This window comes from Streptomyces sp. AC512_CC834 (assembly GCF_019049325.1).
Lineage (GTDB): Bacteria > Actinomycetota > Actinomycetes > Streptomycetales > Streptomycetaceae > Streptomyces.
The window spans coordinates 12,933-33,625 of sequence record NZ_JAGMUO010000017.1 but is presented as its reverse complement, the minus strand read 5'-3'; the positions used below and the strand labels follow the sequence as shown (position 1 = coordinate 33,625).

Here is a 20,693-nt window from a genome sequence, read left to right as displayed (position 1 = left end):
GCCGCCGCCTGAGACAGGTCCCCACCCGACCCTCCGGCCCCGGCCAGTCCCCCGCACCCCCTGTCGCACCGCGCGGCAGGGGGTGCGGCAGCATGTGGGGCGCCTGCACACCCGCACACCACCTCCGAAAGGCCCCCATGACCGCGGCCCCCGACTCCGTCCCCGCACCCTCCCCGTCCCCCTCCCCCGACGCCCTGGCCGCGTTCGAGGCCGCGAAGGGGTTCATGCCGGCGCACGAGGGCCGCGCGCTGTACGCCGCCGCCGTGGAGGCCGGTGGGCTCGGGCTGCCGCTGCTGGAGGTCGGCACGTACTGCGGGCGCTCCACCGTCCTGCTCGCCGACGCGGCCCGCCGCTCCGGGGTGACCGCGCTCACCGTCGACCACCACCGGGGCAGCGAGGAGCAGCAGCCGGGCTGGGACTACCACGACCCGGAGACGGTCGACCCCGAGCTGGGCGTCATGGACACCCTGCCCACCTTCCGCCGCACCCTGCACCGGGCCGGCCTGGAGGAGCACGTGGTGGCCCTGGTCGGCCGCTCCCCGCAGGTCGCGGCGGTCTGGAACTCCCCGCTCGGCCTCGTCTTCGTCGACGGCGGCCACACCGACGAGCACGCGAACGCCGACTACGAGGGCTGGGCACCGCACGTGGCCGACGGCGGCCTCCTGGCGATCCACGACGTCTTCCCGGAACCGGCCGACGAGTTCACCGGCCAGGCCCCGTACCGCGTCTACCTCAGGGCACTCGCCTCAGGAGCGTTCACCGAGGTCTCCGCGACCGGCTCGCTGCGCGTCCTGCGGCGAACGGGCGCGGGGATCTGAGGGCGCGGTTAGAGTCGCTGACGTGTCGTACACAGGCCCGGACTTCGAACCTTCCCAGCCCCGCCGTTCCCCACTGCGCCGCCCGCTGACCGTGGCGGTCGCCGCGCTCGTGCCCGGGGCGCTGCTCGGGTGGGGGGTGTACGCGGCGGTCGGCGGCCCGGACGACGGGGACGGGGGCGGCTCCGACCGCGCGGGCGGCGTACGGACGTCGTCGGCGCCGTCCTCCGGCGGTTCCGCGGGCGACGACGGCGAGAAGCCCACGACGGGTTCGTCGTCCGTCCCGACGTCGGAGAAACCGTCGAAACCGTCGGCGTCCGCCTCGAAGTCCGCGCCCGCGGCGGCCTCCGGCCCTCTCGAGGGCAAGGTCGTCGTGATCGACCCGGGACACAACACGGCCAATTTCCAGCACGCCACCGAGATCAACCGCAAGGTGAACGTCGGTACGCACTGGAAGGCGTGCGACACGACCGGCACCGCCACCAACGCGGGCTGGCCCGAGGCGAAGTTCACCCTCGACGTGGCCCACCGGCTGCGCACCCTGCTGGAGAAGCAGGGCGCGACCGTGAAGCTGACGCAGGACGGCGACCGTTCTTACGGACCCTGCGTGGACGAGCGCGCCCGGATCGGCAACGAGGCCCACGCCGACGCCGCGATCTCCATCCACGCCGACGGGTCGGGGGCCGGCAACCGCGGCTTCCACGTGATCATGCCGGGGCCGGTGCACGAGGGCGCCGCCGACACCCGCGACATCGTCGCCCCCTCCGCCGAGCTGGGCAAGCGCGTCGCGGGCAGCTTCGTGCGCGTCACGGGCACCGCGCCCTCCAACTACCTCGGCGACGGCACCGGTCTGGTGACGCGCACGGACCTGGGCGGTCTCAATCTGTCAACAGTTCCCAAGGTGTTCATCGAGTGCGGCAACATGCGCGACGGCAAGGACGCGGCGCTGCTGACCAGCGGAAGTTGGCGGCAGAAGGCGGCGCAGGGAATGTCTGAGGGAATTGTGAGTTTCCTGCGCGGGTAGCGATCAGCGCCCCGATCCCTGCGGACAGCGCCGAGGTACGGACGATAGTGTCGTCCGTACGATGAGGGGCCACCCCCGCGCTTCACACCGGAACCTTTCGGCGCCATCGTGACAGCGACGCCTCTACCGACGACGAGACGACCTACGAAGGACCTGAAGTGAATATCCGCTCCCTCACTCGAGGCGACGGCGTGGTGATCGGAGCAGCGGTGTTGCTGTTGATCGCGTCGTTCCTCGACATCTACTCGATCGACGGTGCCCCGGACGGCGCCGAAGTCCCCAGCCTGTGGGGCAGTGGCTCGGTCGTTCTCGGTGTCGTCCTGGCGGGCGTCATCGGAGCCGCGCTCATCGTCGTGGCCCGTACCCTGCCGCAGCCCAAGAAGGTCGCGGGTCTCGACCTCGGCCCGTTCGGCATCGCGTTCACGGTCTTCGCCGCGTGGTGCGCGCTCGGCAACATCTTCGACCCGGCGGGCGCCTTCGACAACGACGGCGGCGTGGACAGTATCAGCGCCGGCCTGGGCCTGATCCTCGCCCTGATCGCCACGCTGATCATGGCCGCCGCGGCCGTGGCCACCCCGCTGCTCCCCGCCCTCAAGGGGTCCCTGCTCCCGGCCTCCCGTCCGGCCGCGCCGCAGCCCTACGGCGGCCAGCCCCAGGGTGGTTACGGCTACCCGGGCGCCCAGCAGCAGCCGTACGGCGGCCAGCCGGGTCAGCCCGGTCAGCCGGGTCAGCCGGGTCCGTCCTTCGGCGGCCAGCCGGGTCAGCCCGGTCAGCCGCAGCCCGGTCAGCCGCAGGCGCCGCAGCCGCAGGCCCCGCAGCAGGCGCAGGCCCAGCCGGCCGGGGACTTCTCGCCGTTCTGGTTCGCCGTGCCGGTGCCGCGTCCGCTGTTCGCGGAGGACGGCTCCCCCACCCCGATCGCCGAGCTGGCGCCGGGCACCTGGTACCTGGCCGTCGAGCAGCGCGGCGCCAACCTGGTCGCCCAGACGCAGGACGGCCGTCGCGGCGTCCTCCAGGACACCTCGGGCATCCAGCGCGGCTGACGCGCCCGCCCACCCGCTCAACGCTCAACTCTCAACGCCAACGGCCCCTCGCCCACCGGTACTTCCGGGCGAGGGGCCGTCGTCGTTGGTTTCAAACAGACATCCGGGGCCAGACGGAAGGCATGTCCCCTCGAACTCGCAGTGGGTCCAACTCCGCCGGAACGGCCGTCGCGGTGATCGCGGACATCATGGCCTTCATCCTCGGACTGTGGATCCTGATGTACCTGTTGGACGCCAACCGGGCCAACGACCTGGTGCGGTTCGTCCATGACGCGGCCGACTGGCTGGCCGGCTGGTCGCACGACCTCTTCACCTTTGACGAGGCCTGGGCCAGGGTCGTCGCCGGCTACGGCCTGGCCGCGGTCGTCTACCTCTTCATCGGCCACGCCATCGCCAACCGCCTCCACCGGCACTGATCCAGCACCGGACCCGGCCCGGCAACCGGCGGTCAGACGCAGCAGTCCGGGTCGAGCCCCATCGGCAGGCGGTCGCCCGCGAAGACCTGGCAGGTCGCCTCGTGGCCGCCGAGCGCGGCGACGGCGAGCAGCAGGGAGCCCGCCGTCCAGGTGGTGAGTTCGCGCGGCCAGATGGCGTCGTCCTCGAAGACGTAGCCCGTCCAGTACAGGCCGCTGTCCGGATCCCGCAGGTGCTGGATGGACTGGAGGATCGCCAGGGCGTGGTCGGACTCGCCCACCGCCCACAGGGCGAGCGCGAGTTCGGCCGACTCGCCGCCCGTCACCCACGGGTTGGGGACGACGCAGCGCACGCCGAGGTCCGGGACGACGAAACGGTCCCAGCTCTCCTCGATGCGGGACTTGGCCTCCGTGTCCCGCACCGCGCCGCCCAGCACCGGGTAGTACCAGTCCATCGAGTAGCGGCCCTTGTCCAGGAACCGCTCCGGGTGGTGGCGGATGGCGTGCCGCAGCGTGCCCGCCGCCAGCTCCCAGTCGGGCTGCGGCTCTTCGCGCTGCTCCGCGATGGCGAGCGCGCAGCGCAGCGCGTGGTGGACGGAGGAGCTGCCGGTGAGCAGCGCGTCGGTGGTGTCGGTGCCGTCGTCGTCGCGGCGCCAGCCGATCTGTCCGCCGGGCTGCTGGAGGCGCAGCACGAACTCGACGGCCGCGTGGACGACGGGCCACATCCGGTCCAGGAACGTGTCGTCCCCGGTGGCGAGGTGGTGGTGCCAGACGCCGACGGCGACGTAGGCGACGAAGTTGGTCTCCCGGCCGCGGTCGGTGACGTCGGCGAAGTCCCCGTCGGCGTAGGCGGCGTACCAGGAGCCGTCCTGGTTCTGGTGCCTGGCCAGCCACTCGTAGGCCCGCTCGGCGGCCTCGTGCTCGTCGGCCGCGTCCAGGGCCATCGCCGCCTCGACGTGGTCCCAGGGGTCGAGGTGGTGGCCGCGGAACCACGGGATCGCACCGTCGTCGCGCTGCACGTCGAGGATGCCGCGGACGGTCGCGGCGGCCTGCTCCTCGGTGAGCACTCCGGGCAGGACGAGGTGTTCGGTACGGGGCGTGCGGGGCGTGCGCGAGGTTGTCACGCGGCGTCCACCGTCGGCAGGTGCGGCTTGGTCGCGTAGGCGACGAAGCTCTTGCCGATCAGTGGGTTCAGCGCCTGCTCGGCGGCCCTCGTCGCCAGCGGCTTCTTCATGATGTCCCAGACCAGCAGCTTGTGGTACGCCCGCACCGGCAGCGCCTTGTCGTTGTCGACGCCGAACGCGCACTTCAGCCACCAGTACGGCGAGTGCAGCGCGTGTGCGTGGTGGGTGCCGTACGGCTTGAGGCCCGCCTCGCGGATCCGGGCGAGGAGTTGTTCGGCCTTGTAGATGCGGATGTGGCCGCCCTCGACCTCGTGGTAGGCGTCGGAGAGGGTCCAGCAGACCTTCTCGGGGCCGTAGCGCGGGACCGTGACCGCGATGCGGCCTCCGGGCCTGAGCACCCGGACCATCTCGGCGAGGACGCCCTTGTCGTCGGGGATGTGCTCCATCACCTCGGAGATGATGACGACGTCGAAGGACTCGTCCGGGAAGGGCAGGGCCAGCGCGTCGCCCTCCATCGCGGTGGCGGTGGCGCCGGCCGGGGCCTCGCCGGCCTCCTTCATCGCCGCGAACCACTTGGCGACCTCGCGGATCTCCTCGCCGTTCTGGTCCAGCGCGACGACCTGGGCGCCGCGCCGGTAGCACTCGAAGGCGTGCCGTCCGGCGCCGCAGCCGAGGTCCAGGACGCGGTCGCCCGGGGCGAGCGGGAACCGGGAGAAGTCGACGGTCAGCACGTGGCCCTGCTTTCGGGATAGACGCCGGTGTCACTGGTGGTCGAGGTCGGGGTCGGGGTCGCGGCCACGACCCTCGGGTCGGCCGGGTCGGCCGGGTCGGCCGGGGCGGCCGGGGCGGAGGGTCCGATGGCCTCCCGGTAACGGGCGACCGTGCCCTCGGCGGCGCGGGCCCAGGTGAAGTGCCGCAGCACGCGCTCGCGTCCGGCCGCGCCGAGCCTGGCCCGCAGTTCGCGGTCGCCGAGCAGCCGGTTCAGCCCGGCGGCCAGCGCGTCCGCGTCCCCCGGTGGCACCGCGAGGCAGGTCTCCCCGTCGGGCCCGGCGACCTCCGGGACGGCCCCGCCGGTGGTGGCGAGCAGCGCCGTGCCGGTCGCCATGGCCTCGGCGGCGGGCAGCGAGAACCCCTCGTACAGCGACGGCACGCACGCGACCTCCGCCGACCGCACGAGGCCGACCAGTTCGGCGTCCGAGATGCCCTTGACGAACTCGACGGCGTCCGCGAGGCCGTACCGCTCGATCGCCTGCGCGACGGGCCCCTCCGCGGGCCGCTTGCCGACGACGACGAGGTGGGCCCTGGGGTGCTCGGTGCGTGCCTTGGCCAGTGCCTCGACGAGGAAGACGAGGCCCTTGAGCGGCACGTCGGCGCTGGACGTCGTCACGATCCGGCCCGGCACGCGCGGCACCGACGGGTCGGGCGAGAACAGGTCGGTGTCGGCGCCGATGTGGACGACGTGGATGCGGTCGTCCCGGACGCCTAGGTGGTCGACGATCTCCTGGCGGGAGGTGCCGGAGACGGTGAGCACGGAGGGCAGGCGGCGCGCGACGCGCTTCTGCATCCGGGTGAAGGCGTACCAGCGGCGTACGGAGTACCGGCGCTTCCAGCCGTCGGCGGCGTCGAGTTCGAGTTGCCGGTCGACGGTGATGGGGTGGTGGATGGTGGTGACGAGCGGCGCGCCGACGTCGCCGAGCAGTCCGTACCCCAGCGTCTGGTTGTCGTGCACGACGTCGAAGTCGCCGCGGCGGGCGCGCAGATGGCGGCGGGCGCGCAGCGAGAACGTCAGCGGCTCCGGGAAGCCGCCGGTCCACATTGTGCCGACCTCGAGCGCGTCGATCCAGTCGCGGTACTCGTCGCGCTTGGGGGTGCGGAAGGGGTCGGGCTGGCGGTAGAGGTCGAGGCTGGGCAGCTCGGTGAGGGACAGCCGGTTCCCGACGAGGCTCTCCTCGACGGGCTCCTCGTCGAGGACGGGGTAGGGCTGGGCGCCGATGACCTCGACGCGGTGGCCGAGGCGGGCCAGTTCACGCGAGAGGTGGCGGACGTAGACGCCCTGGCCGCCGCAGAACGGGTTTCCCTTGTACGTGAGGAGTGCGATGCGGAGCGGTCGCAAGCCGTCGGCGGCGGGCTCCGGACGGGGACCCGTCTGACTGGCCTCGGCGGTCACTCTGGGCCCCCTTCTCACTGCGCTCCCGTGACACTACGTCGGGACGTTAATCTAGAACAAGTTTCAGACTTGATCGTCAGAGGCTCCGAATCTACCGGCAGGTAGGGAAGCTGTGACGAGTGGATCAGGTGATTCACGCCACGGCGCGACACGCCGCCGGGCCGGGTGAGGGGGAGGTGAGGGCGAGAAGGTGACCAAGACGAGCAAGGTGGACAAGCCGGGAGCGGAAGCCTTCGCTCCCGCTCCCGGTTCCGCTTCCGGTTCCGGTTTCGCGCGCCACTCCGCCGCGCCGCCCCTCACCGAGCGGCAGCGGGAGCGCCGCGGCCGCATCCTGCACGCGACCGCCCGGCTGGCCTGCCGGGGCGGCTTCGAAGCGGTGCAGATGCGGGAGGTCGCGGAGTCCTCGCAGGTCGCCCTCGGCACGCTGTACCGCTACTTCCCGTCCAAGGTGCATCTGCTGGTCGCGACCATGCACGACCAGTTGGAGCGGCTGCACGGCGCCCTGCGCAAGAGCCCGCCCACCGGTGCGACGGCCGCGGACCGGGTGGCGCAGACCCTGATGCGGGCCTTCGGCGCGCTGCAGCGCGAACCGCGGCTGGCCGAGGCGATGGCCCGCGCCCTGACCTTCGCCGACCGCAGCGTCTCCCCCGAGGTCGACCAGGTCTCCCGGCAGACCACGGCGATCATCCTGGACGCGATGGGCGGCCTGGAGAACCCGACCCCCGAGCAACTGTCGGCCGTCCGGGTCATCGAGCACACCTGGCTCTCGACCCTGATCACCTGGCTCGCCGGCCGCACGTCCCTCGCCCAGGTCCGGGTGGACATCGCAACGGTGTGCCGACTGATCGACCTGACGGAGACCGGGCCGGGAGAGTAAGCGGCCAGCGCCCCTGAGGCCCGCCGTTCAGCCCAGGCGGGAGCGGATCAGCTCCCCGGCGGCGGGCAGCACCTCCACCTCACCGCGGCTCATGGTCGGGTTGGCCGCCCGTCGCCGCAACGCCTGAGCGAGGCCGTCCGGCGTGAGTGCGGCCGACGGGTCGGCGAGCAGCGCGGCCAGCATGACCCCGGCGGGCTCGGCCATCGGCCCGTCACCGGCCGCCACCTGGGCGAGAATCACCGCCGACGTCCCCCAGTCGAGGCCGGGGTCGCCCTCCTCGGCGTTGGACCAGTCGATGACCCGGGGCCCGTCGGCCGTGAGGATCACGTTGTCCGGGTGCAGGTCCAGGTGGAGGACACGTACGCCCGGGTCGGCGGAGCGGTACGCGGGCACCTGGTGCAGCAGCCGCAGCAGCCGGGCGAGCACGGCGCCCGCGTCCTGGGGCGTCAGCGCCCCGTCCAGGCACGCCCGCAGCATCGTCGGCCCGGACAGCCGCTCCATGACCAGGTCCGTACGCGGTGCCTCAGGCCCGCCGGAACGCACCCGGGGCACCGGATAGCCGTGCGCCCGTACGTGTTCCATCACCGCGCCCTCGGCCGCGGCGTCCCCGATGCCCGCCCGGTCGCGCCGCAGCACCCACCCCGCGTCGGCCTCGTACACGTCGGCCGTACGCCCCGCCCCGATCAGTCGCCCCGTCCGCATGCCCGGAACGTAGCCCCCGGCCGCCGCTCCCGTCCGGCCACCCCTCGGCCCGGATCCCGCGGACGGGTAAAGTGGCGGCGTCGTCATCACCCGTACGGGGGGAAGCCGGTGCAATTCCGGCGCTGACCCGCAACCGTGAGCCGCCCGCCGAGCCCTTGAGGCTTCCGGACGGTGAGCCGGACTGCCCCGCGCGGATGTGACCGGCTCACGTGCCCGGCGCCCGCCGGTGCACGGGCACCGTCGAGGCATACGGGGCCGAGCCGCCGGGGGTGCCCCGTGCTGCCCGGCCCCGCACAGGGAAAGGCACCCGCCGATCATGAACGTCCGCCGTCGCAGCAGCGCCGCGGCTCTGGCCGCCATAGCCGTGATCGGCGCCGCCGCCGCGCCCGCGGTCGCCGCCGATCCGTCGCCGTCCGCCTCCGCGTCCACGCCGTCCGCGCCGTCCGGGCTGTACGGGTCCACCGACCCCCAGTACGACGGGGTCTGGCGCCAGTCCCTGGCCCTGCTCGCGCAGGACACGGTGGGCGTGATCCCGTCCTCGAAGGCCGTGAAGTGGCTCACGGACCAGCAGTGCGACAACGGCGCCTTCGCCCCCTTCCGCGCCGACCCGGCCAAGGCCTGCGACGCCAAGACCATGGTCGACACCAACAACACGGCCGCCGCCGTCCAGGCGCTGTGGGCCGTCGGCGGACACGGCGACGTCCTCGAGGACGCCCTCGGCTGGCTGAAGTCCGTGCAGAACAAGGACGGCGGCTGGGGCTACAGCCCCGGCGGCCCCAGCGACGCCAACTCCACCTCCGTCGTCATCGGCGCGCTGACCGCCACCAGGACCGACCCGGAGCAGGTCGGCAAGGACGGCAAGTCCCCCTACGACGCCCTGCTGACGTTCGCCCTGCCCTGTGCCGAGGACAAGGGCGCGGGCGCCTTCGCCTTCCAGCCCGACAAGGACGGCAAGCTGCTCGCCAACGCGGACGCCACCGCCGCCGGTGTCCTCGGCGTGCTCGGCAAGGACCTGGTCGCCGAGGCGGAGAAGGAGACCGACGCCGCCACCTGCGCCGACGCGAAGAAGCCGACCCGCGAGCAGGCCGCCACCAACGCCGCCGCGTACCTCGCCGACGCCGTCGCCAAGGACGGCCACCTCAAGTCCGCCCTCGGCGGCTCCGCCGACCAGCCCGACTACGGCAACACCGCCGACGCCGTCGTCGCCCTCGCCGCGCAGGGCGGCGCCGACAAGGCGGCGAAGCCGCTGGCCTGGCTGAAGAAGAACGCGGCGAAGTGGGCCGAGGAGAGCGGCCCGGCCGCCTACGCACAGCTCATCTTCGCCGCCCACGCCACGGGCACCGACCCGCGCGACTTCGGCGGCACGGACCTGGTGGAGCTGCTGAACGCCACGGGTCCCGCACCGCAGGGGGCAGCGGCGAGCGACGCCGCGACCACCGGCGACAAGGCCGCGGACGGCGCCGAGGACGAGCAGAAGGACGACGACTCCCCCTTCGGCGTCTGGTGGTTCGTCGGCGTCTGCCTGGTCTTCGGCATCGGTATCGGTTTCCTGCTCAGCAACCGCAACAAGAAGCAGCAGCCGTGACCCGCCGCGTCGCCCTCCTCTTCCTGGCCGCGTTCCTGCTCGTCGGGAGCGCGGGCCAGGCGCAGGCCGCCGGTTACCGCTACTGGTCCTTCTGGGACCGCGACGGCGACCACTGGGTCTACGCCACCCAGGGCCCCTCCCTGGTCCGCCCCTCCGACGGCGACGTACAGGGCTTCCGCTTCGCGGTGAGCGAGGACTCGGGCGACGCGGCCCAGCCGCGCGGCACGGCGGACTTCGACTCGATCTGCGCGAAAACCCCGCCGAAGGGCGGCAGCAAGCGGGTGGCCCTGGTCCTCGACTTCGGCACGGCCGCCGACGCCCCGTCCGGCGAGACCCCGCCGGCCCCGCGCACGGCCTGCGCCCAGGTCTCCCCCGACGCGACGACGGCCGACGCCCTGGCCGCCGTCGCCGGCCCGCTCCGCTACAACACCAACGCCCTGCTGTGCGCGATCGCCGGCTACCCGAAGACGGGGTGCGGGGAGCAGGTGTCGCAGAAGGGCGACTCGACGGCCTCCGCCGCCCCGGAGCAGAAGAACACGCAGAAGAACACGCAGGACGACGACGGCCCGTCGGTCGGCCTCGTCGCGGGCATCGCGATCGTCGCCGCCCTGGCCGCCGCAGGCGCCTGGCAGGCAAGGCGGCGCAGAAATGCCACCGGCTGAAGCTGCGGGCAGTCGCGCCGCACAGCCGCAGCCCGGGGGCAGTCGTACGGCCGGGGCGGCGCCCGTCCCACAGCGAGGCGGCACCCGGCAAGCACCGGTCAGCGCCCCCACCCCCCGCCGCCGGCGCACCGCACCCCTGCACCCCGGCGCCTGGTGGCTCTGGGCGCTGGCCCTCGGCACCGCCGCCACCCGCACCACCAACCCCCTCCTGCTCGCCCTCCTCATCGCCGTCTCCGCCTACGTCGTCATCACCCGCCGCCCGCACGCCCCCTGGTCCCGCTCCTACGGCGCCTTCGTCAAGCTCGCCCTGGCGGTCCTCGTCATCCGCCTCCTGTTCACCACGGTCCTCGGCTCCCCCATCCCCGGCACCCACACCCTCGTCACGCTCCCCGAAGTCCCCCTCCCCGACTGGGCGCAGGGCATCCGCCTGGGCGGCCGGGTCACCGCCGAGGGCCTCGCCTTCGCGCTGTACGACGCGATGAAGCTGGCCACGCTCCTCATCTGCGTCGGCGCCGCGAACGCCCTCGCCAACCCCTCCCGCCTCCTCAAGTCCCTCCCCGGGGCCCTGTACGAGATGGGCGTGGCCGTCGTCGTCGCCCTCACCTTCGCCCCGAACCTCATCGCCGACGTCCAGCGCCTGCGCGCCGCCCGCCGCCTGCGCGGCCGCCCGGACCGGGGCGTACGCGGTCTGCTCCAGGTCGGGCTCCCGGTGCTGGAGGGCGCCCTGGAGCGCTCCGTCGCGCTCGCCGCCGCGATGGACGCCCGCGGCTACGGCCGTACCGCCCACGTGCCGGCCCCCGTACGCCGTACCACCGCCGCCCTCACCCTCGGCGGACTGCTCGGCGTCTGCGCGGGGACGTACGGTCTGCTGACCGCCGCGGGCGGCACGTACGGCATCCCCGTCCTCGTCGGCGGTCTCGCCGCCGCGCTCGCGGGCCTGTGGCTCGGCGGTCGCCGGACGGTCCGCACCCGTTACCGCCCGGACCGCTGGGGCGCCCGCGCCTGGCTGGTCACCGCGTCCGGCGTCGCGGTCGCCGCGCTGCTGTTCCTGGCCGCCGCCCGCGACCCGGCGGCGCTGCACCCGGGCGTGGTCCCGCTGGTCGCGCCGTCGCTGCCGCTGTGGCCCGCGGCGGCCGTACTCGTCGGCCTGCTCCCGGCGTTCATCACCCCCGCGCCCGAGACCGCTGCGAAGACCACCGTGGAGACCGCTGTGAAGGAGCCGTCGTGATCCGCTTCGAGAACGTGTCGGTCACGTACGACGGTGCCGCCGAACCCACGGTCCGGAGCGTGGACTTCAACGTCCCGGAGGGCGAACTCGTCCTGCTGGCAGGCCCGTCGGGGGTCGGCAAGTCCACCGTCCTCGGCGCGGTCGGCGGCCTCGTCCCGCACTTCACCGGCGGCACGCTGAGCGGCCGGGTCACCGTGGCCGGCCGCGACACCCGCACCCACAAGCCGCGCGAACTCGCCGACGTGGTCGGCACGGTCGGCCAGGACCCGCTCTCCCACTTCGTGACGGACACCGTCGAGGACGAACTGGCCTACGGCATGGAGTCCCTGGGCCTGGCCCCGGACGTGATGCGCCGCCGCGTCGAGGAGACCCTGGACCTGCTGGGCCTGACCGACCTCCGGTCCCGCCCCATCGCGACGCTCTCCGGCGGCCAGCAGCAGCGGGTCGCCATCGGCTCGGTCCTCACCCCGCACCCCGAGGTGCTGGTCCTGGACGAGCCGACCTCAGCCCTGGACCCCGCCGCCGCGGAGGAGGTCCTGGCCGTCCTCCAGCGCCTGGTCCACGACCTCGGTACGACGGTCCTGCTGGCCGAGCACCGTCTGGAGCGCGTCATCCAGTACGCCGACCAGGTCGTCCTGCTCCCGTCCCCGGGCGCGCCGCCGGTCCTCGGCCTCCCGGCGGACGTGATGGCCGTGTCCCCGGTGTACCCGCCGGTGGTGGGCCTGGGCAGGCTGGCGGACTGGTCCCCGCTGCCGCTGACGGTCCGCGACGCCCGCCGCCGCGCGGCCCCGCTGCGGGAACGGCTGGCCGACCGGGAGATCCCGGACCACACACCGTCGACGGCCACGCTGCCCACACCCCCGCCGCTCCGGCCCGCCCCCCGCCGTTGGCGGCGCCGCGCCAAGCCCCCGGAGAGTCCCGCGGCCCCCTCCCCGTACGCCGCCGAGGTCCGTTCCCTCGCCGTCCGCCGCGACCGCGTCCAGGCCCTGCGCCACGTCGACCTGACCGTCTCCCCCGGCGAGACGGTCGCCCTGATGGGCCGCAACGGCGCCGGAAAGTCGACCCTCCTCTCCGCGCTCGTGGGCCTGGTCGAACCGTCCGCCGGTTCGGTCCGCGCCGGCGACGCCGTACCGCACCGCACGGCCCCCCGTGACCTCGTGCGCCGGGTCGGCCTGGTCCCGCAGGAGCCGCGCGACCTGCTGTACGCCGACACGGTCGCCGCCGAGTGCGCGGCCGCCGACCGGGACGCACAGGCACCCGCCGGCACCTGCCGCGCGCTGCTGACGGAGCTGCTCCCCGGCATCGCGGACGACACGCACCCCCGGGACCTCTCGGAGGGCCAGCGCCTGACCCTCGCCCTGTCCGTCGTCCTGACGGCCCGCCCTCCCCTCCTCCTCCTGGACGAGCCGACGCGGGGCCTGGACTACGCGGCGAAGGCCCGGCTGGCCCGCATCCTGCGCGACCTGGCCGCCGAGGGCCACGCGATCGTGCTGGCCACCCACGACGTGGAACTGGCCGCCGAACTGGCCCACCGGGTCGTCCTGCTCGCCGAGGGCGAGGTGATCGCCGACGGTCCGGCGGCGGACGTGGTGGTGGCCTCCCCGTCCTTCGCCCCGCAGGTCGCCAAGGTGCTGGCGCCGAGGAAGTGGCTGACGGTGGCCCAGGTACAGGAGGCCCTGTCATGACCGAGAGCCGTACCACTCCCGGCGACCGTCAGGCCCGCGCCGTCCGCCTGGGCCCGCGTTCGGTAGCCGCGCTGGTCCTGGTCAGTGCGGTGGGCGTGGCGGGTTTCGGCTGGCCCTTCCTGGCCCCGCCGGACGCCTCGCTGAACGCGCACGCGCAGGACGCGCCGTGGCTGTTCGCGGGCGTGCTGGTGCTCCTGGTGGCCGTGGTGGCGGCGACGATCTCGGAGTCGGGCCTGGGGCCGAAGGCGGTGGCGATGCTCGGCGTCCTGGCGGCGGCGGGCGCGGCACTGCGCCCTCTCGGTGCGGGGACGGCCGGCCTGGAGCCGATGTTCTTCCTGATGGTCCTCAGCGGCCGGGTCCTCGGCCCCGGCTTCGGCTTCGTCCTCGGCTCGGTCACGATGTTCGCGTCGGCGCTGCTCACGGGCGGGGTGGGGCCGTGGATGCCGTTCCAGATGCTGGCGATGGGCTGGTTCACGATGGGCGCGGGCCTGCTGCCGGGCCCGGACCGCCTGCGCGGCCGCGCGGAACTGCTGATGCTGGCGGCGTACGGCTTCCTGGCGGCCTTCGCCTACGGCACGGTGATGAACCTCGCGGGCTGGACCTTCATGAACACGCTCGCCTCGAACATCGCCTTCGACCCGGACGCCTCGATCCCCACCAACCTCGCCCGCTTCGCCACCTACTGCCTGACCACATCCCTCGGCTGGGACGGAGGCCGCGCCGCCATGACGGTCGTCCTGACCCTGACCCTCGGCACCCCGGTCCTCAAGGCCCTGCGCCGCGCAACCCGCAGGGCGGCCTTCGAGACCCCGGTCACCTTCGAGAAGGCGGACGAGGTGAGCCGCCCCAGGTGACGGGGTTCACCTACGAAGCGGCCTTCGTAGCCGACGGACGGCGGCGGCCCCTGATCCCCGGGGCCGCCGCCTTCGCGTGTCCGGGCGGTGGTGTTCCTGGCGTCAGCGGTTCAGGTCCAGCACCGGAAGACCGCGCCCCTCGTACGCCTTCGGAGCCACCGTGGCGATCAGCGCGTCCGCACCCCACTCGGGCAGATGCCGAGCCGCGTGGACGGCCGCGCCGATTCCCGACGGCACACCGTCGCGACTCATCCGTGCAACCGCGAGCACTGCGGGGTAATCGAGGTCAACGGTGTGCACCACGTCCAGTTGTCCGACGTGCTCGGCGATGCCGAGAAGTTCGTTCTCCGCCTCCAGAACGGACAGGGTCGGCACCCACAAACGGGTCTCCGTCTCGAAGTAGGCCCGGTGGATCAGGGCGGACACCTGCCGATTGCCCGACAGCGCCACGAGCGTGGGCGTGTCGAGGACCAGGTGGTGCAGGATCACGCGGCCTCACCCTGCTGCCGGGCGAACGCCTCCCGGAGCCTGCGTCCCATCACCGCGCTCTCCTCGTCCCCCACCTCGACTCCGAAGTTGTCGGCGAGATAGGCGCGCGCCCTCTCGGCCCGCTCCCGACGCTCCTCCTCCGTCAGCGTCGACTCCGCGAACTCCTGCACCAGGGACCGGATCGACATCCCCCGCGCCTCCGCGATCACTGCCAACCGGTCCCGCACCTCGGCCTGAACCCGGATCATCGCATCGCTCATGCCCGGAGTATACGCCTGCGTATACGCTCGGGTCCGCGAAGAGCCGACGACGCTCAGGCCGCGGTGAGCTCGTTCTCCCGGGCTTGGCAGGTCAGTCCAGTAGGGCGGCGGTGAACGTCTCGCGGTGACGTACCAGCCAAGCTTGGATACGGTCCCAGCGCTCCCATCCCCCGCGCTCAGCCAGTGCCCGGAGATGGATGGTGTCGCCGTCGGCCACGCGGCGCGCGACAAAGGCCCGGCATACTGCCGTGGCCTGCTCGATGACGCCCGGCAGTTCGGCGCGTTCCCGCAGCGAGAGGTCGTAGCTGTCGGCAAGGATCCGCAGTCGCGCAGGGGCATCCAGTCCGGCAGGGTACAGGGCGGTCGCTGATGCGGGGTCGAGCATGGGGACCCAGTAGCGGGCAGTCATGGCGACGTCCCAGAGGGGGCGGCCAGGGGCAGCCATGTCGAAATCGATCAGGCCGACGGCACGGCCGTCGCGGAAGACGACGTTGTCCGGGCATACGTCGTTGTGACACAGCACCGTCCCGCCCTCCGGGTCAGCAAGGTCTCGGGGCCATGCGACGTGGATGTCGGGGGGAATGGCCGCACTGGCCTCGCGAAGGCGCCGCAGCAGGCTGCCCACCGACGTCAGTGCAGTCCAGGTCATTGCCCAAGGTGGGAACGGCGGCAGCGCAACGTCGCCAGGAAGGAAGGTCAGCTGCTCGCGGCCGTCCTGAGTGAGGCGGACGGGGGTCGGCGCCGCGTCGAAGCCGTGATGTGCCAGTGCACGGAGGTGGGCATGGATGGCACGCCCGGTGGGCGGCGCCGGGCGATCCACCAGAGCACCTCGACGGAAGACTGCACCTGCGTTCGCCATGCCGCCTGTCAGCACTTCGCGGTTCGTCGCGTCGTCTTCAGCCGTCACGCCGATCACGCTAGCGTCAAACCGGCTGTGTGCGGGCCCATCGTGAGATGTGCCCCGCTTCAGCCTGGAATCGCGGCGCGCTGGTGCGTCGGCTCAGCCGGGCAGTGCGTCGTCCAACTGTGCCCGCTCCGCCTCGCTCAGCCTCAGCTCGGCCGCCTTGGCGGAGTCCTGGATCGATGTCGGGCGGCCGGCTCCCGGGACCGGGATCATCGCCGGGGAACGGGTCAGCAGCCAGGCCAGGGCGACCTGCTGTGGGCTGGCGCCGTGCTCGGCCGTGATGCGGTGGAAGGCGGTGCTCACAGAAACCGGTCCGGACGGTCCGTCGAGGGAACTGCGGGAGATCAGCTCGGGCTCGCTGTCGCGCACGGTGGGCGAGTACTGATTCTCTACGGAGACGAGCGCATCGCCGAGGATCGCGTGCGCATCGCGGATCTGGCCGGTGGTGACGTTGGAGATCCCGGCGGCACGGATCGTTCCGGCGTCGAGCAACTCGCGCAGCGCGCCCACGGAATCCGCCCAGGGCACGGCCGGGTCCGGCTTGTGCAGCTGGTACAGGCCGAGGGCGTCGACGCCCAGACGCTTCAGGGAGCCCTCGGCGGCACGCTTGAGGTGGGCGGGGGTAGCGGTGACGGTCCGGCTGCCGTCGCCGGGGCGTCCGCGGCCGCCCTTGGTGGCCCGGCGTCCAGGGCGGCGTGGATGGTGGCCGTCGCCCGCTCTTCGTCCGGGCGGTGCTCGACGGACAGCGGCATGACACCCAGGCTGACGGCGCTGACGGTGGTGTTTCCGATCGTGCGGTACCGCATGGTCTGTCCGTTCCTCAGGCGTGGGCGCCGGACGCGTCGAGGGCTTCGGTGACGGCACCGGGAAGCCAGTCGGTCGTGTGGGAGAAGCGGAAGCCGATGGCCTTCGCACGGGCGTTGCTCGTGGCGTAATGGCGGTCGAAGGAGAACGGCGAGGCCGGCTCGCCCGCGACGACGCTCCGGAAGACGGCCTGTCGGCCGGTCCGTGCGGCGATCACGGCGGCCAGGCCGCGGACGTCGAGCAGGCCGTCGGAGCAGGCGTTGACCGGGCCGGCGGCGTCGGTGCCCGTGGCCGCCCACAGCAGCAGGTCCGCCGGCTCCTCGTAGTGGATGAAGACCGTGGGCAACGCCTCGGCGTGCACCAGGAGCGGTGTGCCCCGGGTGATGTGCCCGACGTAGTGTGCGAGTCGGCCGGTGAATTCCTGGGCGCCGCCACCGAGCACGTGGGCGCTGCGCACGGAGGCGAGTCGAACCCGTGATACTGGGCGAAGACGGCCTCCGCCTGGCGCTTGCCCTCGGCGTAGTGCGCCTCCAGGTACGCCGCGTCGTGCCAGGGCAGGTCGGTGCGCACCAGCCACGTGGTGGGATCCACGATCTCCTCCGGCACCAGTGTGTCGTGCGGGAGGGCGGGCAGTCCGGCGCCAGGGCTGCGCACTGTCCCGATCACGCCCCCCGACTCCGACCCGGCACCTCGGCGTCGCCACGATCCTCCGCCGCAACCACGTCCAGGCCAGCAGACTGATACGGGCCCTCCGGGAACAGGCAGCGGCGCTGGATGAAGGAGCCGACGGGGCGAGGGCCGCGCACTGCGGCCCAAGCGTGAACACTACGGAGGCAAGTGTCCTTCGCGCGCTCGGATGAGCGCGTCGAGGACAGTGAGGGGCGGAGTGTTCACGAGTGGGCACGGGTGGGGCCGGTGGGCGCGGGCGGAAAGCGGCCGAGCGCATTTCTACTGCATCAGCTTTCACGCGGTGCAGTAGCTTGCCGGCATCCCTGAGACGACCGGAGGTCCACCCATGCCCCGAGAGGCGCCGTACCTCGCCGTGGCCGACGTGCTGCGCGCGCGAATTCTCGCGGAAGAGTGGGAGATCGGGGCGCGGCTGCCGTCGCGGGCACGGCTCGCCGACGAGTACGGGGTCGGGCGCAATGTCGTACAGCGGGCCGTAAACCGGCTGATCGTCGACGGGCTCCTCGAAGGACGCGCGGGCTCGGGCACGTACGTCCGCAGCCCGCGTGAGCGCCTGCGCCTGGTCCGCTCGCGGCACCGGGAACGCCGCAGCGGGCCTCCCCGTCGCGCCGACACGAGGGAGCGGGGCAGGGCCGACGCCTGGGACGCGGACAGTCGGGTGCGCGTCCCCGCCCCGGAAGGAATCGCCGAACGGCTGGACATCGACCCCGGCGACCTCTGTGTCACCACGCGGTACGAGTTCCTCACCGGTGGACAACCGGTCCAGCTCTCCGAGTCCTGGGAGCCCTTGGCCCTCACGGACGGGACAGCGGTCGTGCTGCCCGAGACAGGGCACTTGGCGGGCGCGGGGGTGGTCGAGCGCATGCGCTCCCTCGGCATCGTCGTCGAGACGGTCGTCGAGATCCCGCGCCCGGCCCGTGCCACCCGCGCTCAGGCGCACCTCCTCGGCATCAGCCCGGGAGACCTCGTCCTCCACATCGAACGCACCATGTACGACACCGACCGGCGCCCGGTGGAAACGGCCGACATGGTCATTCCGGACCGGTACCGGGAGGTGGTCTACGAGTTCGGAGTGGACCGTCCCGTCTCCTCAGCCCCCAGGGGATAGGCATGTCCGGGCTTCCCCGGCTCGGGCTCCTGAACGACCGGGACTTCGGGCGCCTCTTCGCCGCCACCGCACTCGGTCAACTGGGCGACCGGATCATCTTCCTGACGTTGCCCCTGGTCGCGATCGCGACCTTGCACGCCGACGAGTTCCAGGTCGGATTGCTGGCCGCGACGACCACGGCCGGTTCGCTCCTGGTCGGGCTGCCGGCGGGCGCCTGGGTCGACCGCATGCGAAAGAGGTCGGTGATGATCGGCACCGACCTCCTCCGCGCGTTGGCCCTCCTGACGATCCCGGTCGCGTCGTGGACCGACCTGCTCACCATCCGGCTGCTGTACGCCGTCGCCCTGCTGCACGGGGTACTGACCGTGTTCTTCGACGTTGCCCACGTCAGCTACCTGCCGCAGTTGGTGGGACGCGACAACCTCGTGGAGGGGAATGCCAAGCTCTCGGCGATCCGCTCGGTGACCAGCATCGGCGGCCCGGCGGTGGCGGGCCCCCTGGTCGGCCTGGTAGGGGCTCCGGCCACGCTCATGGCGAGTTCGGCCGGAATGGCCATGTCCGGCCTCTGCGCGGCCACGATCCGCGGCCGGGAGGAGAAACCGGAGCCAAGCCAGAGGCCCCAACTCAGCAGAGAGATCAAGGAGGGTCTGCGGTTCGTGTGCCAGCATTCCGCCCTGCGCGCGATCATCCTCTCGGACGCGCTGTTCAACCTCTCCCTGGTCATGTACCAAACGATGTTGCTGGTCTTCCTGGAGCGCACGATGGGCCTGAAGCCCTTCGGCACCGGACTCGTCCTGTCGGGCATGGGATGTGGCGCCCTGCTGGGCGCGTTGACGGCCACCACGCTGTCGAAGCGGATCGGCCAGGGGCCGGTCATCTGGCTTGCCACGCTGGCCACTTGCCCGTTGGCCGTACTCATGCCGTTGGCACGCCCCGGCTGGACCCTGTACGGGGGCGCCGTCGGGCTCGCCGCGCTCTCCATGGGCGGCGTCGTCCGCGTGGTGGCCCAGTCGAGCCTCCAGCAGGCTCTCACCCCGGACCGGCTCCTGGGCCGGATGGCCGCGACGGCTCGGTTCGTCTCCTCGGGCGGCATTCCGCTCGGCGGGCTCATGGGCGGAGTTTCCGGCTCCGCCTTCGGTGCGACGGGGACCTTGTGGATCGGCACGGCCGGTATGACGCTGAGCGCCCTCCCCACCTTCCTGTGGTGGCGCGCCCGCGCGGGGCTGGGCTAGCCGCGGGTGCCCGCGCCGGTCCGGAAGCGGCGGCGGTACTCGGTCGGTGTCGTGTCGAGTCTGCGGCGGAAGGCCCTGACCAGGGTGTCGACGGTGCCGAAGCCACAGGCCGCCGCGACCCGTTCGAGGGTCGCGTCGGTGGCTTCCAGTTGGTGGCGTGCCACTTCCACGCGGGCCGACTCGACATAGGCGTGCGGGGTCGTGCCGAGTTCGGTCTTGAACACACGGGTGAGCTGCCGGTCGCTGACGTGGGCCTGGGTCGCGAGGTCGGCCACGGTGAGCGGTTCGGTGATGTTGCGCATGATGTGGTGCCGGAGGTCTTCGATGCGCCGCGTCGCGGAGACCTGCTCCAGCGGAACACTGAACTGGCTCTGCCCACTGGGCCGCTTCAGGTACATCACGAGCTGCCGGGCCACGCGCAGTGCCACCGCCTCGCCGAGGTCGTCGGCGACGAGGGCGAGGGAGAGGTCGAGGCAGGCGCTGATGCCGGCGCCGGTCCAGACATCACCTTCACGGATGAAGATCGGATCGGCGTCGACTTCGACCGCGGGATGTTCGGCGGCGAGTTGGCGCGCGGTCGACCAGTGGGTGGTGGCGCGCTTGCCGTCGAGGAGTCCGGCGGCGGCGAGGATGTGTGCTCCGACGCACACGGACGTGACCCGCCGGGTCCGGCCGGCGAGCTGCCTCACCCGCTCCACCACGGCGGAGTCGGTGAGCGGGTGCACGCGGCGCCGGTCGTCCACCTCGACGGCGCCGGGCACGATCAGGGTGTCGATGCTCCGCACCGCCAGTCCGTCGAAGGTGGTGTCGGGCAGGACGCGGACCCCGGCCCCGGTGGTGACCGGCTCCATGGTCTCGGCGACGAGGACCACTTGGTAGCCCGCTGCCTCGTCCGTCTCGCGCCGCGCGAGAGAGAAGACCTCCGGTGGGCCGGTGACGTCGAGCAGGTCGACGCCCTCGAAGAGAACTATGACGATCAGTCGTCTGACGGTACTCAAGCGACCCCCACGTTCGGCAACGGTCATGTCGGTAT

General features: G+C 72.8%; 21 protein-coding genes, 1 pseudogene and 1 riboswitch. Of the genes and pseudogenes, 12 read left to right on the top strand and 10 right to left on the bottom strand.

All coding sequences use genetic code 11. The features are described 5' to 3' along the window. The first annotated feature begins 137 nt into the window (after positions 1–137). The 4 genes from KUM40_RS06830 (at position 138) to KUM40_RS06815 (ending at position 3,295) form a co-directional block, all read left to right on the top strand. On the top strand, positions 138–818 hold the full coding sequence (locus KUM40_RS06830; protein ID WP_217163901.1) for a class I SAM-dependent methyltransferase: 681 nt from the start codon (positions 138–140) through the stop codon (positions 816–818). Positions 819–840: 22 nt separating this feature from the next. Beyond that, entirely contained in the window at positions 841–1,839 is a 999-nt protein-coding gene (locus KUM40_RS06825) for an N-acetylmuramoyl-L-alanine amidase (protein WP_217163899.1), read from the top strand. Positions 1,840–1,997: 158 nt separating this feature from the next. Continuing rightward, positions 1,998–2,879, top strand: a complete 882-nt coding sequence (locus KUM40_RS06820) for a DUF5336 domain-containing protein (protein ID WP_217163898.1) — start codon at positions 1,998–2,000, stop codon at positions 2,877–2,879. Between the two features lie 122 nt (positions 2,880–3,001). Continuing rightward, positions 3,002–3,295, top strand: coding sequence for a hypothetical protein (locus KUM40_RS06815; protein WP_217163896.1), 294 nt, complete (start codon positions 3,002–3,004; stop codon positions 3,293–3,295). 32 nt (positions 3,296–3,327) lie between these two features. Here the strand turns inward: KUM40_RS06815 and KUM40_RS06810 are convergent, their stop codons facing one another. Genes KUM40_RS06810 through KUM40_RS06800 form a run of 3 tightly spaced genes read right to left on the bottom strand, consistent with a single transcriptional unit; the run spans position 3,328 to position 6,583 of the window. Further along, complete coding sequence (locus KUM40_RS06810) at positions 3,328–4,416, bottom strand: prenyltransferase/squalene oxidase repeat-containing protein (RefSeq protein ID WP_217163894.1); 1,089 nt, start codon at positions 4,414–4,416, stop codon at positions 3,328–3,330. After that, complete coding sequence (locus tag KUM40_RS06805) at positions 4,413–5,147, bottom strand: class I SAM-dependent methyltransferase (RefSeq protein ID WP_217163892.1); 735 nt, start codon at positions 5,145–5,147, stop codon at positions 4,413–4,415. The genes KUM40_RS06810 and KUM40_RS06805 overlap by 4 nt, the downstream gene beginning before the upstream one ends. Further along, entirely contained in the window at positions 5,141–6,583 is a 1,443-nt protein-coding gene (locus KUM40_RS06800; RefSeq protein ID WP_217163890.1) for a glycosyltransferase family 4 protein, read from the bottom strand. The genes KUM40_RS06805 and KUM40_RS06800 overlap by 7 nt, the downstream gene beginning before the upstream one ends. 190 nt (positions 6,584–6,773) lie before the next feature. Between KUM40_RS06800 and KUM40_RS06795 the strand changes: the two genes are divergently transcribed. Further along, entirely contained in the window at positions 6,774–7,460 is a 687-nt protein-coding gene (locus KUM40_RS06795; RefSeq protein ID WP_217163888.1) for a TetR family transcriptional regulator, read from the top strand. Between the two features lie 27 nt (positions 7,461–7,487). On the opposite strand, the gene KUM40_RS06790 is transcribed toward KUM40_RS06795, so the two are convergent. Continuing rightward, positions 7,488–8,162 (bottom strand): phosphotransferase family protein, encoded by a 675-nt coding sequence (locus KUM40_RS06790; protein WP_217163886.1) that lies wholly within the window; start codon positions 8,160–8,162, stop codon positions 7,488–7,490. 98 nt (positions 8,163–8,260) lie between these two features. Then, positions 8,261–8,349, top strand: a riboswitch (cobalamin riboswitch). 129 nt (positions 8,350–8,478) lie between these two features. Between KUM40_RS06790 and KUM40_RS06785 the strand changes: the two genes are divergently transcribed. The 5 genes from KUM40_RS06785 to KUM40_RS06765 are packed head-to-tail and all read left to right on the top strand — an operon-like array spanning position 8,479 to position 14,176. Then, positions 8,479–9,747 carry a prenyltransferase/squalene oxidase repeat-containing protein gene (locus tag KUM40_RS06785; protein WP_217163884.1) on the top strand — a complete coding sequence of 423 codons (1,269 nt, stop codon included), beginning with the start codon at positions 8,479–8,481 and terminating at the stop codon, positions 9,745–9,747. Continuing rightward, the gene (locus KUM40_RS06780) at positions 9,744–10,409 is read left to right on the top strand and encodes an SCO2322 family protein (RefSeq protein WP_217163882.1); all 666 of its coding nucleotides are present in this window, start codon (positions 9,744–9,746) and stop codon (positions 10,407–10,409) included. Before KUM40_RS06785 ends, KUM40_RS06780 begins: the two co-directional genes overlap by 4 nt. Beyond that, positions 10,396–11,637: an energy-coupling factor transporter transmembrane component T gene (locus KUM40_RS06775; protein ID WP_217163881.1), complete on the top strand. Its 1,242-nt coding sequence runs from the start codon at positions 10,396–10,398 to the stop codon at positions 11,635–11,637. Before KUM40_RS06780 ends, KUM40_RS06775 begins: the two co-directional genes overlap by 14 nt. Continuing rightward, the gene (locus KUM40_RS06770; protein WP_217163879.1) at positions 11,634–13,322 is read left to right on the top strand and encodes an ABC transporter ATP-binding protein; all 1,689 of its coding nucleotides are present in this window, start codon (positions 11,634–11,636) and stop codon (positions 13,320–13,322) included. Before KUM40_RS06775 ends, KUM40_RS06770 begins: the two co-directional genes overlap by 4 nt. Next, positions 13,319–14,176 carry an ECF transporter S component gene (locus KUM40_RS06765; RefSeq protein WP_217163878.1) on the top strand — a complete coding sequence of 286 codons (858 nt, stop codon included), beginning with the start codon at positions 13,319–13,321 and terminating at the stop codon, positions 14,174–14,176. Before KUM40_RS06770 ends, KUM40_RS06765 begins: the two co-directional genes overlap by 4 nt. A 102-nt stretch (positions 14,177–14,278) precedes the next feature. Here the strand turns inward: KUM40_RS06765 and KUM40_RS06760 are convergent, their stop codons facing one another. The 5 genes and pseudogenes from KUM40_RS06760 to KUM40_RS06740 all read right to left on the bottom strand — a co-directional run bounded on the left by KUM40_RS06760 (position 14,279) and on the right by KUM40_RS06740 (position 17,090). Next, positions 14,279–14,665 (bottom strand): hypothetical protein, encoded by a 387-nt coding sequence (locus tag KUM40_RS06760; RefSeq protein WP_217163877.1) that lies wholly within the window; start codon positions 14,663–14,665, stop codon positions 14,279–14,281. After that, positions 14,662–14,925 carry a hypothetical protein gene (locus KUM40_RS06755; protein WP_217163876.1) on the bottom strand — a complete coding sequence of 88 codons (264 nt, stop codon included), beginning with the start codon at positions 14,923–14,925 and terminating at the stop codon, positions 14,662–14,664. Before KUM40_RS06755 ends, KUM40_RS06760 begins: the two co-directional genes overlap by 4 nt. 91 nt (positions 14,926–15,016) lie before the next feature. Continuing rightward, a complete protein-coding gene (locus KUM40_RS06750; protein WP_308401072.1) occupies positions 15,017–15,841 on the bottom strand; it encodes a phosphotransferase in 825 nt (274 codons plus the stop codon). An 84-nt stretch (positions 15,842–15,925) separates the two neighbouring features. After that, positions 15,926–16,635 (bottom strand): annotated as a pseudogene (locus KUM40_RS06745) (aldo/keto reductase). Positions 16,636–16,649: 14 nt separating this feature from the next. Next, positions 16,650–17,090, bottom strand: a complete 441-nt coding sequence (locus KUM40_RS06740) for a hypothetical protein (protein WP_217163875.1) — start codon at positions 17,088–17,090, stop codon at positions 16,650–16,652. 558 nt (positions 17,091–17,648) lie between these two features. Here KUM40_RS06740 and KUM40_RS06735 point away from each other — a divergent pair. Further along, positions 17,649–18,428 (top strand): GntR family transcriptional regulator, encoded by a 780-nt coding sequence (locus tag KUM40_RS06735; protein ID WP_217163874.1) that lies wholly within the window; start codon positions 17,649–17,651, stop codon positions 18,426–18,428. A 2-nt stretch (positions 18,429–18,430) separates the two neighbouring features. Beyond that, a complete protein-coding gene (locus KUM40_RS06730; protein ID WP_217163872.1) occupies positions 18,431–19,660 on the top strand; it encodes an MFS transporter in 1,230 nt (409 codons plus the stop codon). On the opposite strand, the gene KUM40_RS06725 is transcribed toward KUM40_RS06730, so the two are convergent. Beyond that, on the bottom strand, positions 19,657–20,658 hold the full coding sequence (locus KUM40_RS06725; RefSeq protein ID WP_217163871.1) for a GlxA family transcriptional regulator: 1,002 nt from the start codon (positions 20,656–20,658) through the stop codon (positions 19,657–19,659). The two genes, KUM40_RS06730 and KUM40_RS06725, sit on opposite strands and share 4 nt — an antisense overlap. Positions 20,659–20,693: the final 35 nt, after the last annotated feature.